Source organism: Pseudomonas shirazensis (assembly GCF_050496565.1).
Lineage (GTDB): Bacteria > Pseudomonadota > Gammaproteobacteria > Pseudomonadales > Pseudomonadaceae > Aquipseudomonas > Aquipseudomonas shirazensis_A.
This window is the reverse complement of the sequence record NZ_JBNWAE010000003.1, coordinates 232,951-245,699: the sequence shown is the minus strand read 5'-3', so window position 1 is coordinate 245,699 and position 12,749 is coordinate 232,951. Positions and strand designations below refer to the sequence as shown.

18 protein-coding genes are annotated in these 12,749 nt (G+C 61.8%); 12 read left to right on the top strand and 6 right to left on the bottom strand.

The window, feature by feature from the left end; translation table 11 throughout:
- Positions 1-63 precede the first annotated feature (63 nt).
- Both ACQZ2L_RS07080 and gloA read left to right on the top strand, forming a co-directional pair.
- Positions 64-438 (top strand): histone-like nucleoid-structuring protein, MvaT/MvaU family, encoded by a 375-nt coding sequence (locus ACQZ2L_RS07080; protein WP_259073245.1) that lies wholly within the window; start codon positions 64-66, stop codon positions 436-438.
- A 225-nt stretch (positions 439-663) separates the two neighbouring features.
- Positions 664-1,185 (top strand): lactoylglutathione lyase, encoded by a 522-nt coding sequence (gene gloA / locus ACQZ2L_RS07075; RefSeq protein ID WP_430325382.1) that lies wholly within the window; start codon positions 664-666, stop codon positions 1,183-1,185.
- A 10-nt stretch (positions 1,186-1,195) separates the two neighbouring features.
- Here gloA and ACQZ2L_RS07070 read toward each other — a convergent pair whose 3' ends face one another.
- Complete coding sequence (locus tag ACQZ2L_RS07070; protein WP_430325381.1) at positions 1,196-2,017, bottom strand: shikimate 5-dehydrogenase; 822 nt, start codon at positions 2,015-2,017, stop codon at positions 1,196-1,198.
- Between the two features lie 236 nt (positions 2,018-2,253).
- On the opposite strand from ACQZ2L_RS07070, the gene ACQZ2L_RS07065 reads away from it, so the two are divergent.
- On the top strand, positions 2,254-2,436 hold the full coding sequence (locus ACQZ2L_RS07065; protein ID WP_430325380.1) for a hypothetical protein: 183 nt from the start codon (positions 2,254-2,256) through the stop codon (positions 2,434-2,436).
- An 81-nt stretch (positions 2,437-2,517) separates the two neighbouring features.
- Here the strand turns inward: ACQZ2L_RS07065 and ACQZ2L_RS07060 are convergent, their stop codons facing one another.
- Together ACQZ2L_RS07060 and ACQZ2L_RS07055 are read right to left on the bottom strand one after the other, a co-directional pair.
- The gene (locus tag ACQZ2L_RS07060) at positions 2,518-2,703 is read right to left on the bottom strand and encodes a hypothetical protein (protein ID WP_430325379.1); all 186 of its coding nucleotides are present in this window, start codon (positions 2,701-2,703) and stop codon (positions 2,518-2,520) included.
- Between the two features lie 154 nt (positions 2,704-2,857).
- Positions 2,858-3,058, bottom strand: a complete 201-nt coding sequence (locus tag ACQZ2L_RS07055) for a hypothetical protein (protein ID WP_430325378.1) — start codon at positions 3,056-3,058, stop codon at positions 2,858-2,860.
- A gap of 276 nt (positions 3,059-3,334) precedes the next feature.
- Here ACQZ2L_RS07055 and pbpG point away from each other — a divergent pair, with 276 nt between their 5' ends.
- Positions 3,335-4,252: a D-alanyl-D-alanine endopeptidase gene (gene pbpG, locus ACQZ2L_RS07050; RefSeq protein WP_430325377.1), complete on the top strand. Its 918-nt coding sequence runs from the start codon at positions 3,335-3,337 to the stop codon at positions 4,250-4,252.
- A gap of 45 nt (positions 4,253-4,297) precedes the next feature.
- On the opposite strand, the gene ACQZ2L_RS07045 is transcribed toward pbpG, so the two are convergent.
- Complete coding sequence (locus tag ACQZ2L_RS07045; protein ID WP_430325376.1) at positions 4,298-5,029, bottom strand: hypothetical protein; 732 nt, start codon at positions 5,027-5,029, stop codon at positions 4,298-4,300.
- On the opposite strand from ACQZ2L_RS07045, the gene ACQZ2L_RS07040 reads away from it, so the two are divergent.
- From ACQZ2L_RS07040 to ACQZ2L_RS07005, 8 genes are read left to right on the top strand one after another with little or no spacing between them, the layout of a single operon-like run.
- Positions 4,979-6,181 (top strand): PepSY-associated TM helix domain-containing protein, encoded by a 1,203-nt coding sequence (locus ACQZ2L_RS07040; protein ID WP_430325375.1) that lies wholly within the window; start codon positions 4,979-4,981, stop codon positions 6,179-6,181. The two genes, ACQZ2L_RS07045 and ACQZ2L_RS07040, sit on opposite strands and share 51 nt — an antisense overlap.
- Positions 6,178-6,717 (top strand): thiamine pyrophosphate-binding protein, encoded by a 540-nt coding sequence (locus tag ACQZ2L_RS07035; RefSeq protein ID WP_101320276.1) that lies wholly within the window; start codon positions 6,178-6,180, stop codon positions 6,715-6,717. The genes ACQZ2L_RS07040 and ACQZ2L_RS07035 overlap by 4 nt, the downstream gene beginning before the upstream one ends.
- Positions 6,714-7,034, top strand: coding sequence for a hypothetical protein (locus ACQZ2L_RS07030; RefSeq protein ID WP_314872076.1), 321 nt, complete (start codon positions 6,714-6,716; stop codon positions 7,032-7,034). Before ACQZ2L_RS07035 ends, ACQZ2L_RS07030 begins: the two co-directional genes overlap by 4 nt.
- Positions 7,031-7,600, top strand: coding sequence for a DUF6162 family protein (locus ACQZ2L_RS07025; RefSeq protein WP_430325374.1), 570 nt, complete (start codon positions 7,031-7,033; stop codon positions 7,598-7,600). The genes ACQZ2L_RS07030 and ACQZ2L_RS07025 overlap by 4 nt, the downstream gene beginning before the upstream one ends.
- A gap of 16 nt (positions 7,601-7,616) precedes the next feature.
- Positions 7,617-8,534 carry a metal ABC transporter substrate-binding protein gene (locus ACQZ2L_RS07020; protein WP_430325373.1) on the top strand — a complete coding sequence of 306 codons (918 nt, stop codon included), beginning with the start codon at positions 7,617-7,619 and terminating at the stop codon, positions 8,532-8,534.
- A complete protein-coding gene (locus tag ACQZ2L_RS07015) occupies positions 8,531-9,280 on the top strand; it encodes a metal ABC transporter ATP-binding protein (protein ID WP_430325372.1) in 750 nt (249 codons plus the stop codon). Before ACQZ2L_RS07020 ends, ACQZ2L_RS07015 begins: the two co-directional genes overlap by 4 nt.
- Entirely contained in the window at positions 9,277-10,176 is a 900-nt protein-coding gene (locus tag ACQZ2L_RS07010) for a metal ABC transporter permease (protein WP_430325371.1), read from the top strand. The genes ACQZ2L_RS07015 and ACQZ2L_RS07010 overlap by 4 nt, the downstream gene beginning before the upstream one ends.
- 2 nt (positions 10,177-10,178) lie before the next feature.
- Entirely contained in the window at positions 10,179-11,069 is an 891-nt protein-coding gene (locus ACQZ2L_RS07005) for a metal ABC transporter solute-binding protein, Zn/Mn family (RefSeq protein WP_430325474.1), read from the top strand.
- A gap of 45 nt (positions 11,070-11,114) precedes the next feature.
- Here ACQZ2L_RS07005 and ACQZ2L_RS07000 read toward each other — a convergent pair whose 3' ends face one another.
- Positions 11,115-12,170, bottom strand: coding sequence for a DUF1615 domain-containing protein (locus tag ACQZ2L_RS07000; RefSeq protein WP_430325370.1), 1,056 nt, complete (start codon positions 12,168-12,170; stop codon positions 11,115-11,117).
- 23 nt (positions 12,171-12,193) lie between these two features.
- Positions 12,194-12,745, bottom strand: a complete 552-nt coding sequence (locus ACQZ2L_RS06995) for a hydrolase (RefSeq protein WP_430325369.1) — start codon at positions 12,743-12,745, stop codon at positions 12,194-12,196.
- Positions 12,746-12,749: the final 4 nt, after the last annotated feature.

The window sequence follows — 12,749 nt, the reverse complement described above, 5'->3', positions numbered from 1 at the left end:
ACGTTAAATCTTCTTACAATGTTCGTCACGTTTTGACGCAGTCGTATTTAAGGAGTGATGAAAGTGTCCAGACTTGCAGAGTTTCGCGCTGCCGAAAAAGCGCTTCAGGAACAGATCGCCCAACTCGAGGCGCTCAAGCAGGATGCCGGTCTCAAACGCGAAATCGAGTTCGAACAGAAGCTGCTGGGCCTGATGAAGACTTACGAAAAGGGCCTGCGCGATATCGTCGCCATCCTTGATCCAAAGGGCAGCAGCAAACCCGCCACCAAGGCGTCCGGGGCCGCCCCGAAACAGCAACGCCGCGCACGCGTGGTCAAGGTTTACGAAAACCCCCACACCGGCGAACTGATCGAGACCAAAGGCGGCAACCACCGTGGTCTGAAAGCCTGGAAGGAAGAGCACGGCGCCAGCACTGTTGATGGCTGGTTGCGTCCATGAAACATGGACATACACTTCACACTTTTTTCACAGCGCCTGGGCCATGATCAGCCCCAGCTAACGGATTAGCGACCCCATCTGCGCCCGCACACGCGGGCCTCTAATTTCAGCGCCCTGCCCTCGTGCAGGGCGCTTTCATTTTGTCTCCCCCGCTCACGTCCCGTATCATGGACGGCCTGTCTTACCGCTGGTGCCTGCGGGCACGGCCTCGTCTCTGGAGCCTACATGAGCCTGAACGACCTCAACACCTTGCCTGGCGTTACCGCACAAGCGGACGCTGCCACTGCGCAATTCGTTTTCAACCACACCATGCTGCGCGTCAAGGACATCGAGAAGTCGCTGGACTTCTATACCCGCGTGCTAGGTTTCAAACTGGTGGACAAGCGCGACTTCGTCGAAGCCAAGTTCAGCCTGTACTTCCTGGCATTGGTCGACCCTGCGCAGATTCCCGCAGATGACGAGGTGCGTCACCAGTGGATGAAGTCGATTCCAGGTGTACTGGAGCTGACCCACAACCACGGCACCGAAAGTGATGCCGCGTTTACCTATCACGATGGCAACACTGACCCACGCGGTTTTGGTCATATCTGCATTTCGGTGCCCGATGTAGTTGCAGCCTGCGAACGCTTCGAGGCGTTGCAGGTGCCTTTCCAGAAGCGACTGAGCGACGGCCGCATGAACCATCTGGCCTTCATCAAAGACCCCGATGGTTACTGGGTTGAGGTGATACAGCCGACGCCTTTGTAAGCACTGCTGACTAAGCGCCCCGCGCATAGGCAACGGCAGCATCGATCTGCTTTGCCGTGGGGCGCACGCCGGTGTACAGCACAAATTGCTCCAGCGCCTGTAAAGCAATCACTTCAAGCCCGGTAATGACCGGTTTACCCAGCGCTTCGGCACGGCGGATCAGCGGCGTGCGCGCAGGCATTGCGACGACGTCGAACACCCGCTCGGCCACCGCAATCGCGGTTTCCGGGAACGCCAGTTGCTCCGCTTCCGGGCCGCCGGCCATACCTATCGGCGTGACATTGATCAGCATCGGCGGCGCCAGGTCACCCAAGTCTGCCTGCCAGCGATAACCCAGCATATCGGCCAGTTGCCGCCCAGCTTGTTCGTTGCGGGCAACAATCAAACCCTCACGAAAACCGGCGTCACTCAACGCACAGGCTACTGCCTTGGCCATGCCGCCGCTGCCCCGCAGCGCGAACGCGGTGTTCGGATCTACCTCATGTTTGGCCAGTAGCTGCTGCACGGCCAGATAATCGGTGTTGTAAGCCTTGATATAGCCATCGCTGTTGACCAACGTGTTAACGGACTCGATGGCCGCCGCAGACGCGTCGACCTCGTCAACCAACGCCAGGCAGGCTTCCTTGAACGGCATCGACACGCCGCAGCCGCGAATTCCCAACGCACGAATGCCGCCCACGGCCGCCGGCAGATCATCTGTAGTCATGGCCTTGTAGTAATAATCCAGGCCCAACTGCTCATAGAGATGATTGTGAAAGCGCACACCAAAGGTGCCGGGACGGCCGGCCAGGGAGATGCACAACTGCGTGTTTCGGCTGGGAATATGGCTCATCAACTGCTCCGTCTGCCTGGGCTGAATCGTTGGCCAAGCGTACCAGAGGGCAGTGCTTACACAACCTTTACCCTTTCCCGGCGCTTGGTTGACAGTGCCGGCGTGCATAGTAGGAGCCATTGCGCAGCGTGGTAGCGCACTACTGTTGATATTGCTGATGACCACTATTGAGAAAGTTGATTTCAAACCGCGTCATCTGCTCGCTAAGGTTGGCGCATGTCCTACAGGAGGTCAGCATGGCCACTATCCAGATCATGTCAGTTGTTGGTAGCGCGGTCCCTTCCCGCTTGCGTGAGCAAGGGCTGCTGGCCTGCTGGTACCTGATGCGTAATGGCGAGCCGGTGAGCGGCCCGCTGGCATCCAAGGCCTGTGCGGTAGCGATGGCTGATCAGCTGCAGAGCGGCAGCCTGATGGCTTGAACGAATCTGTTGTGTGTTGCTCCTTGTGCCCTTGTTGCCCGCCAGTTTTGGCGGGCTTTTTTTTGCGCGCTGGAGCGGGCTTCACACTGGATCGGGATGCTCACTGGAGACTGAATTGTTGGCGTCTACATCGGGCATCTCTTCGTCCAGCCCAGCATCCTCGTCTTCGGGTATCGGCGGCATTGGATCATGTGCGGTTTCGTTATCGGTCTTGCCGCCTACGCCCTGCTGGGAGATGTTGCCCGGTGCTTTTTCGTCGATATCCATAGCACTGCCCTCGTCGATGCACAGATGATCTGTGCCTTAGCGTAAGAGCTGCGCGAGCGACGCAAGTGCCCGCGACGAGACCAACGGCGCTAACCCTCGCGCAGCAACTCTTGAGAGTGGGTATTGGCTAAGCCGATCGTATTTTCCAGGCTGATCAATTTGGCGCTCCATCGTTATTAAAACGACGTTTGCGCCGAACCGCCTGCAGCAATAATACAGCGCTGGGAATCAACAGACCCACCGCGGTCCAGCCAAACGCGGGCTGACCAGAAGCGCCTACGGCGGCGAAGACAATACCGATAACCAGCATGGACCCGCCTGCGGCGTAAAAAGGGGTAATGCTGTGCTTGCTCATGATGATCCTCCTTGAAGTGCGGTATTTAATCATAACCTCAGAAAATGCAATCAACCGCAGCAATCTGGGGCCGCTACGCAGCCCGTTCGCGACACGAAGGCGCTCCCACAATTTGGGCGTAACGTTGGCAAATGGATCCAGGATTAAAATTCGTTCACCTTGCGCCCTTTAGTCATAAGGCATTCGACACACTTTCGACCATACTTCACAATGCAGCGTTTTTTGGGGAAAACCCCTGCAAAGCCAACGACATACCTACTTTTAGTGAGCCTCAACGTGAAAACTTCTCTGTCCATCCTCAGCCTGCTGCTGTTGCTCACTGGAACCACGATCCTGCCGACGACCGCCTGCGCCGCGCCGCCGAGCCAGACTCAGCGCGATCCGGCCAAACTGCACCTGGCCTCGGGCAGCGCGCTGCTGATCGACCTCAACAGCAACAAAGAGCTGTACGCCAGCCATGCCGACCGGGTGGTACCGATTGCCTCGGTGACCAAACTAATGACGGCCATGGTCGTGCTCGACGCGAAACTGCCTATGGACGAGCAGTTGACCATGACCATCGCCAATAACCCGGAAATGAAGGGCGTGTATTCACGAGTACGCCTGGGCAGCCAGCTCGATCGCCGCGAGACTTTGCTGATCACTTTGATGTCGTCGGAAAACCGCGCAGCCAACACTCTAGCCAACCACTACCCAGGCGGCTACGGGGCGTTCATCAGAGCCATGAACGCCAAGGCGCGCGCCCTCGGCATGAGCCATACCCGCTATGTCGAGCCGACTGGCCTGTCGACCCTGAACGTGTCGACCGCACGCGACCTCGGCAAGCTGCTGCTGGCATCGCGCAAGTACCCGCTGCTGAGCGACCTGTCGACCACTCGCGAGAAGACTGTGGCGTTTCGCAAGCCTAACTACACCCTGGGCTTTCGCAACACCGACCACCTGGTCAACAAGAGCAACTGGGACATCAAGCTGACCAAGACCGGCTTCACCAACGAAGCCGGGCATTGCCTTGTGCTGTTGACCAAAATGGACAACCGCCCCGTAGCGATGGTGATTCTGGATGCTTTCGGCAAGTACACCCACTTCGCCGACGCCAGCCGTATGCGCCAGTGGCTGGAAACTGGTGCGACCAAACCTGCACCGGCCGTGGCCATGCAATACAAGGCGGAACGACGCAAGGTTGTTGCCGACTGAATCTGAGCTTCAAGTAATCCGCCCGGGCAACTGCCGGGCGGCTTTTCAGGCCTGGGTATCGACCGTACCGCCGGCGCTGCTGCCACCCGTCTTGGTCAGGGCTTCAAGCAATTGCGCAGTCGCCGCCATGACCTGCCCGGTCAAGGTGGCGACACTGGCCTGCTTGGCACTAATCAAAGCCATCATGGCACCATCATCTGTTTCTTTGGCCATCAGGTCGGCCAATTGCTTCTGCTCTTCGGCCAGCTGTTTTTGCAGCTGTTTGATCACCTCGCGCAGTTGCTTTATGTGCGGCGGCTCGCTGCTGTCCGAGCTGCTGTCCGCTTCTGCCGCCTTGGTGCCGCCAGCGACTTTGGACAAGTCAACGGCCAGTGCGCCGCCCTTCGCAGCCTGCTCGACGTCATCACGCTGATTGGTTTTTCCGGCGATTTCCGCCGAAGCCGCGCCGGCAATCGAGATGCCTGTAATTGCAACCATGTTCCCTACCTGCCCTGAGGTGGTCCTTGCGTTGACCAGGTTATCGGCCGCCGGATGCACATCTTGAAGTGAGCGAGACCGACGCTGCAGGTTGGGATGGCCGCCGTCAGTAGCCACTGAGAGCATCAGCTGCTTCCTGAAATATTCGGTTGCATTTAAAAAGGCAGGATTTTCATTCTCATTCGTCTTTATTAGTGCAGCCTTACACGGTTGAGCATGCGCTCGACCCTTATTTTCAGAAGATGACCGATGGCCCAACCTACGAAAAAGTCCAAGTCCAAGCTGTGGTTTCTCGTCCACAGCTGGCTCGCCCTGCCGATCTGGTTCTTTGTCCTGATCGTCTGCTTCACCGGCATGCTGGCCGTGGTCAGCCAGGAGATCGTCTGGCTGGCCAACTCCGACGTGCGTGCGAGCAAACCCAGCGACGGCGCCGAGCGGCTGAGCTTTCAGCAGATCCTCGACGCCCTGCACAAGGCCGAGCCGGACATGGCCGTGCGCATGTTGGTGCAACCCGAGGGTTCGCACTTTGCCCTCGCCGCCAGTGTCACCAACCCCGATGGCACCACGCCAACCCTGTACGTCAACCCGTACACCGGGGTGATTCAGGGCAAGGCGCCGGACTTCAACTTCGAAGCCTTCACCCGCGCCCTGCACGGCTGGTGGCTGGTGCCGTTTACCAACGGCTACAGCTGGGGCTGGTACCTGGTATCGCTGCTCGGCCTGCCGATGCTGGCCTCGCTGGTGACGGGCCTGGTGGTGTACAAAAAGTTCTGGCGCGGCTTTTTCAAGCCGGTGCGCAGCGGCCACGGCTCGCGGATCTTCTGGGGTGACGTACACCGGTTGGCGGGGGTCTGGTCGATCTGGTTCATCACGGTCATTTCGATTACCGGTATCTGGTTCCTGATCCAGGCCATTCTCGGCGACAACCACATAACCATCTCCAGCGAGCCGATCGTGCCGGTGATTGCACGCGAAGACGTGCCGCTGACTGCCGACGGCAGCCCGGCGCCGCGGATCGACCTGGATGCAGCGGCGCGCATCGCCACCGAGGCCATTCCCGGCCTTGAGATCACCTTCATCAGCCTGCCCAGCACCGCCTACAGCCATGTCGAGATGGGTGGCCGCGGCTGGTACCCGCTGATGTTCCAGACCGCCTCGGTCAACCCCTACACCAGCAATGTCGACAGCAAGTTCCTGCTCGAAGATCGCTCCGCGCTGGAGTTCGTCACCGAGTCGATGCGCCCCCTGCACACCGGCGACTTCGGCGGCCTGGCGATCAAGCTGATCTGGTTCTTCTTCGGCCTGGTACTGACCCTGATGGTGCTCAGCGGCCTGCTGATCTGGACCAAGCGCACCGCCCAGGCCACCGCCGCAGCGCTCAAGCGCACTGATCGGATGGCGCGAACACAACAACCGGCACGCAGTGAGACTTCAGTGGAGGTGCAGCCATGAGCAAGGCGCAGGCAGTACCGGTGAGCCCGCTCAAGCAGTTCTGGCTGAAGTGGCGATTCCACATCAACATCCTGCTCATCCTGATCCCGCTGGGGTTCATGCCCAAGTACTTCGCCGACGCGGCCATGTTCCGCGGCGACAGCGGTTTGGGCGCCAATCAGGTCAGCGACATTCAGGTAGGCCCCTACACGCTCGACCTGGCCGAGCTGCGCGACGAAGCGCCCAGGGCGGATGGCCCGGCGGGTCATTTCAAACTGTTCAACGCCGCCCTGTGCAAAGCCTGCACCACGGAGGTTAAAGCGGTTTACCTGCGTATCGGCAAGCCGCGCAGCCTGCGCGCTGCGGGGACGATTTTCTTCGGGGCTCCTTACCGCATGATCACTTCGCTGCCGGTACCGCCGCGCACCCGATCTGACGCACAGGTCTGGATCACTATCGAAGGCTGGGACGGCAGCATGCACCAGGCATCCGTCCCCCTGGCCCAGGCCTCACCTGCAACCGTGGCCTGGCTCGAGAAACAAGGAGGCACCAAATGAAACACCTGACTCGCAGGCTGGCCCTGCCACTGTTGCTGCTCTGCGCGGGCCCTGCCCTGGCGCACAACCCGATGTGCGAATGCACCCCGGTCGATGCCGAGCAGATCAAATGCACCGGCGGCTTCTCCGATGGTAGCGGCGCACCCGGCGTGACCCTGGACGTGATCGGCTACGACGAGCAGGTGCTGGTCGGCAGCAAGCTGGGAGACGACTCAACCCTGACCTTCAAGCGCCCCGACGGTGAGTTCTACGTGCTGTTCGACGCCGGCCCCGGCCACGTCGTTGAGATTGACCATGCCGATATAGGCGAGCCATGAGCCGCGCCCAGCTAATCCGTCCGGCCGGTGCCGGGCACGAAACGCTGTACGTACTGCTGACAGCGCTGCTGATCCTGGCCCTGGCCGCCACCGTGGTGACATTGCGCGGCGAGCGTGAAGACGAAGTCAGCATCGAGAGCCACCAGATCGACGCCCGTCGCGACCTGACGGCGGCCGAACAAGGGGTGTTCACAGACCTGTTGGTGGCGTTTGACGAGATTCGCCAGTTGCGCGAAGAGACCGGTTCCATGCCTGAAGTGGACAGCCTCGCCGAAGAAGGCCTGCCGCCGTTTGTCAGCGATGCCAGCAGCGTCAGCCGCGGTGGCCATCGATGGCAGTGGCTGGATGCCGGCGCTTATCTGGGCCGCAGCCAGGACAGCGCGGTCGCCGGCAGCTTCCTGCTGATCGTGCCCGCACAGGCGGATGAGCGGGCCGATGTCTGGCTGCGCCGCGACAGCGCAGCGGTGGTCCCGGACGACCTGCAGCCGATGGCCCTGATCGCCGCTGGCTGGCAGCAAGTGGTCAGCCATTACGACGCCGGGGTTACCCGTCAACACCGTCACTGAACCCAAGGACTTCTCCATGCTCCGCTCTGCCCTCGCCCGCCGCGTCCTCGCTCTGCTCATGGCCTGCGCCCTCCCGGCCCTGGCCCATGCCGAGGCCGGCAAGCCACTGCGCATCGGCATCACCCTGCATCCCTATTACAGCTACGTGAGCAACATCGTCGGCGACAAGGCCGAAGTGGTGCCGTTGATTCCGGCCGGCTTCAACCCGCACGCCTACGAGCCGCGCGCCGAAGATATCAAGCGCATTGGTGGCCTGGACGTGATCGTCCTCAACGGGGTCGGCCATGATGACTTTGCCGACCGCATGATAGCCGCCAGCGAAACCCCTGATGTCAAAACCATCGAGGCCAATGCCAACGTGCCGCTGCTGGCCGCAACCGGGATTGCCGCCCGTGGTGCGGGCAAGGTGGTCAACCCGCACACCTTCCTGTCGATCAGCACCACCATCGCCCAGGTCAACAACATCGCCCGCGAGCTGGGCAAGCTCGACCCGGACAACGCCAAGTTCTACACGCAAAATGCCCGTGCCTACGCCAAGCGCCTGCGCAAACTGCGCGCCGACGCGCTGGCCAAGGTCACCGAAGCGCCCCATGCAGATTTCCGCGTAGCGACCATTCATGCCGCCTACGACTACCTGGTACGCGATTTCGGCCTGGAAGTGACCGCAGTGGTCGAGCCAGCCCATGGCATCGAGCCAAGCCCGGCGCAGCTGAAAAAGACCATCGACCAGCTCAAGGCGCTGGACGTCAAAGTGATCTTTTCGGAGATGGACTTCCCTTCGGCCTACGTCGAAACCATCCAGCGTGAGTCTGGCGTGCGCATCTACCCGCTGACGCACATCTCCTACGGCGAATACACCAAGGAGAAGTACGAGGTCGAGATGCAGCGCAACCTCGACACCGTGGTCCGGGCCATTCAGGAGAACAACGCATGACTGCGGCGGCCAACCTCAGCCTGGCCATGGGCCCGCGCATCGAGTTCGCTGGCATCGACCTGAACCTCGGGCGTACGTCGATTCTGGAACAGGTCAGCTTCAGCGTGGCGGCTGGCAGCGTGCATGCCATCGTCGGCCCCAACGGCGGCGGTAAAAGCTCGCTGATCAAGACCCTGCTCGGGCAGATGCCGCACCAGGGTCAACTGACCTTGCACTGGCCGGGCGAGCGCGAAGTGATCGGTTATGTACCGCAGGCGCTGGAGTTCGATCGTGGCCTGCCGATGACCGTCGACGACTTCATGGCTGCCATGTGCCAGCGCCGACCGGCCTTTCTCGGCCTGTCGCGCCGGGTGCAGCCAGCCATCGATGCAGCGCTGGCGCGGGTAGGCATGCTCGACAAACGCAAACGGCGCATGGGCGCGCTGTCCGGTGGCGAGCGCCAGCGCGTACTGCTGGCTCAGGGCCTGATCCCCGAGCCGCAATTGCTGGTGCTCGATGAACCGATGTCGGCCCTGGATGAAGCCGGTATCCAGGTGTTCGAGCAACTGCTGCACAGCTGGCGCCAGAGCGGCACCACCGTGCTGTGGATCGAACATGACCTGCAAGCGGTGCTGCGCCTGGCCGACCGGGTGACCGGTTTGAGCCGCAAAGTCCTGTTCGATGCGCCACCGGCCCAGGCCCTGACCCCCGAGCGGCTGCTGAGCCTGTTCTCCGTCCACCCTCGCAGCGAGAGCCTCGCCCGATGAGCTTTGAAGCCTTCCGCCAACTGATCCAGGAATGGGCCAGCGCTGGCTACCTGCCGGAGGCCCTGGCCTACGGCTTCGTCATCAACGCGCTGATTGCCGGGGTGATGATCGGCCCGGTACTCGGCGGCCTTGGCACGCTGGTCGTGGTAAAACGCTTTGCCTTCTTCTCTGAAGCAGTCGGCCATGCTGCGCTAACCGGGGTTGCCATCGGCATCCTGCTCGGCGAGCCCTACACCGGGCCATATGGCAGCCTGTTCGGCTACTGCCTGCTGTTCGGCATCCTGCTCAACTTCCTGCGTAACCGCACCGGGCTGTCGCCGGATACCTTGATCGGGGTGTTCCTGTCGGTATCGCTGGCACTGGGCGCAAGCCTGCTGCTGATGCTCGCAGGCAAGATCAACGTGCACATCCTCGAGAACGTCTTGTTCGGCTCGGTGCTTACGGTCAGCGCTCAGGACCTGCTGGTGCTGGGCATCGTCGCCGTGCTGGTTTTGGCCCTGGCGTTGCCGCTGTACAACCGGATCATGCTGGCCAGCTTCAATCCGCAGCTGGCGGCGGTCCGCGGTGTCGCGGTAAAGACCCTGGACTACCTGTTCGTCGTGCTGGTGACGCTGGTGACCGTCGCTTCGGTCAAGGTCATCGGCGCGATTCTGGTCGGCGCGCTGCTGGTGATCCCGGCAGCGGCCGCACGGCTGGTCAGCCAGTCGCTGCAAGGCTTTTTCTTTATCTCGGTGCTGATCGCCACGTTGAGCACGCTGTGCGGCATTCTGCTGCCGATCGTCTTCGACCTGCCGGTGCCGTCTGGCGCGGCGATCATTCTGGTGGCCGGTGTGTGCTTCGCCCTCGCCGCCCTCGCCCGCGCTTTGGTGCCACGCCTGCAAGGAAACCCGGCATGACTTTGACCCTCAAGCAACTGACTCTAGCCCTGGCTCTGGCGGGCCTGCCCGCACTGGCACTGGCGGCCAAACCGGCCGCACCGGCGACGATTACCGTGCTCACCAGCCTGCCGGTCACCCACAGCCTGGCCACCGCGCTGCTCGAAGGCACGTCGGTACAGCTCAACAGCGCAGCGCCGGCCAACCTGCCCGCCACCCGCCAGCCGTCGTACTTCAGTGGCCGCGGTGGCGCCAGCCTGGACAAGGCCGCGCAAAAAGCCGACGCCGCCATTGGTCTGCGTTCGATCTGGCGCGATGACCCGCTCTACCCGATGGCCCGGCGCAGCAACATCCGCATCGTCGAGATCGATGCAGCACGCCCGGTAGACGGCGCGCTGCCCGGCATTGCGGTACAGGGCGACAACGCGTTTTCCGGCTACCCATGGCTCAACCCGACCAACATGGGGCGCATGGCCGACGTTGTGGCCAACGATCTCGAGCGTTTGTCGCCGAGCGACAAGGTCAGGATTCAGGCTAACCTGGCAGGCCTGAAACGGCAGATGCTCGAACTCAACGCCAGCAGCCAGACGCGCCTGGCCGAGGCCGACAACCTCAGTGTGGTGAACCTGTCCGAGCGCCTCGGTTATCTGGTCAGCGGGCTGAATCTGGATGTGGTCGATCAGCCGCTGCCGACAGATGACAAGTGGGACGCCGCGGCGCTGATGGCCTTGGCCGATACGCTCAAAGGCCAGGATGTGGCCTTGGTAGTTCACCATCGCCAACCCGCTGCCGAAGTCGCCGAGGTTATCAAGGCAGCCGGAGCAAAACTGGTAATCGTCGAAAGCGACCCACAAGACAGCGTTGCCGGACTCAAAACCAGTGTCGAACAGGTCATCGCCGCTCTGCTCGGCTAAACCTGGTTTCAGGGGCTGCCAACAGCCCCTGATACTGCTCAGCGATCAGCGTTTCATACAGCGCTGATAACGCTCATCAACCCGACCAGCGAACCACGCCGTGGTCAGTTTGCGGGTGATCTTCGGGCTCTTCAGTTCGATGCCTGGCAACACCGCTCGCGGCAGCGACTTGCCGGCTTTGGCATCCGCCAGGGCAAATACCTCGCGATACAACTCGCTCTCCTCAAACGCAAGGCTGTCGCCCTGCTCCAGTTGGCTGCGTATCTGCGTGTTGCGCAACCCCAGCTTCACCCCAAGCTTGCGCGCTGCCTGCTCGGTAGTGCCGGGCATGATCGAGCCCGGTGCAATCAGGTCACCATCGAGTGCCAGGCTGACACCGCTGGCGCGACTCAGCGCTGCCTGAAACGCCGCGTTGCGGCTGGCGTACCAACCTGCATTGAAGTCGGCAAAGCGGTACAGCTGACGCTGGTAATGCGCCGGATACCCCAACAGGTGGGCGATGCCGAAATACATGCCACCGCGCCGGCTGAACACCTCCTGGCGAATGGTGCCCTGATAGCTGTAGGGGTAATTGCTGGCATGACGCTGGGCAAAGTCGATACTGACCTGCATCGGTCCACCGGTGTGCACCGGGTTAAGCCCGCCGAGCAGCGTCTTGCCCAGCGGCAAACGGTCGATGACCTCGTCGTACAGCGCGCTGAGCTGCTTCTCGCTGCGCACCGCCGCCAGCCGTTGCTGATACGACTTGCCGTCGCCGGAGGGCGTCAGCAATGCAGCATCCACCAACAGCTTGGGGATATGCAGGCGGCCAGCGCGGCGGTCGATCTCGGCGCGGGCGATGCGGCCCAGGTTGGGTACCTGCGGATCGGCGGTAAAAGTTGATTCCTGCTCGGTCACGGCCAATACCGCGCACAGGTTGCTCTTGCTTGGGTCAAGTTGCTGGGCGGTAAACGCCGCCTGGATGTCTTCGGCCCAGCCCTGACGATCTTTGAGCTGGGCGGGCAGCAGTCCCAGCAGTTGTGCGCGAACCTTGTCCGGATCTGCTTCGGGAGCGCTCTCGCGCTGGCCGGCACAGCCTTGCAGCAGGGCCAGAATCACCACGCCGGCCGCGGCCAGACGGCGGTTCAGGGCTGTTCTCCGACCATGTAGGTTTTGCTTATATGGCGGAACTGCGGGTGGCTGGCGCTACCCAGCAGCTCGAATACGACCATCTCGCGGGTGACGATATGAGCACCGGCGGCGCGCATACGCGCCAGCGCGCTGGCTTGGTTGGCGGCGGTGCGGCTGTCGCAGGCATCCTCGACCACAAACACCTGCTTGCCCAAACTCAGCAGATCAAGCACGGTTTGCAGTACGCATACGTGGGTTTCCATGCCGCACACAATCACCTGCTCGCGCTCGAGCAGGCTGTCTGGCAGGCACTGCGCGGCGATACAGGAAAAGTGCTGTTTGCTGACCACCTGCGCAGCGGGAGCCGCCGCCGTTAGCTCAGCCAGGGTTGGCCCGAGGCCTTGCGGGTATTGTTCGGAGATAACCGTTGGCAGCTGCAGTTCGGCAGTTGCCGCCAGCAACCAGCGCGCCCGCGCCCGGGTGCCAGCCGGATCGCTCATGGCGCCAATCAGCTTTTCCTGGATATCGACGACCAGCAGCGTGGCCTTGAGCGGTTCAATCAACATTGCC

What these genes read in the sequence shown, in the direction of transcription:
- ACQZ2L_RS06995 (WP_430325369.1), bottom strand. Translation starts at nt 12,745, where the DNA reads ATGTTGATTGAACCGCTCAAGGCCACGCTGCTGGTCGTCGATATCCAG.
- ACQZ2L_RS07040 (WP_430325375.1), top strand. Translation starts at nt 4,979, where the DNA reads ATGGCCCAACCTACGAAAAAGTCCAAGTCCAAGCTGTGGTTTCTCGTC.
- ACQZ2L_RS07015 (WP_430325372.1), top strand. Translation starts at nt 8,531, where the DNA reads ATGACTGCGGCGGCCAACCTCAGCCTGGCCATGGGCCCGCGCATCGAG.
- ACQZ2L_RS07055 (WP_430325378.1), bottom strand. Translation starts at nt 3,058, where the DNA reads ATGAGCAAGCACAGCATTACCCCTTTTTACGCCGCAGGCGGGTCCATG.
- ACQZ2L_RS07020 (WP_430325373.1), top strand. Translation starts at nt 7,617, where the DNA reads ATGCTCCGCTCTGCCCTCGCCCGCCGCGTCCTCGCTCTGCTCATGGCC.
- ACQZ2L_RS07060 (WP_430325379.1), bottom strand. Translation starts at nt 2,703, where the DNA reads ATGGATATCGACGAAAAAGCACCGGGCAACATCTCCCAGCAGGGCGTA.
- ACQZ2L_RS07030 (WP_314872076.1), top strand. Translation starts at nt 6,714, where the DNA reads ATGAAACACCTGACTCGCAGGCTGGCCCTGCCACTGTTGCTGCTCTGC.
- ACQZ2L_RS07070 (WP_430325381.1), bottom strand. Translation starts at nt 2,017, where the DNA reads ATGAGCCATATTCCCAGCCGAAACACGCAGTTGTGCATCTCCCTGGCC.
- ACQZ2L_RS07010 (WP_430325371.1), top strand. Translation starts at nt 9,277, where the DNA reads ATGAGCTTTGAAGCCTTCCGCCAACTGATCCAGGAATGGGCCAGCGCT.
- ACQZ2L_RS07025 (WP_430325374.1), top strand. Translation starts at nt 7,031, where the DNA reads ATGAGCCGCGCCCAGCTAATCCGTCCGGCCGGTGCCGGGCACGAAACG.
- ACQZ2L_RS07065 (WP_430325380.1), top strand. Translation starts at nt 2,254, where the DNA reads ATGGCCACTATCCAGATCATGTCAGTTGTTGGTAGCGCGGTCCCTTCC.
- ACQZ2L_RS07035 (WP_101320276.1), top strand. Translation starts at nt 6,178, where the DNA reads ATGAGCAAGGCGCAGGCAGTACCGGTGAGCCCGCTCAAGCAGTTCTGG.
- gloA (WP_430325382.1), top strand. Translation starts at nt 664, where the DNA reads ATGAGCCTGAACGACCTCAACACCTTGCCTGGCGTTACCGCACAAGCG.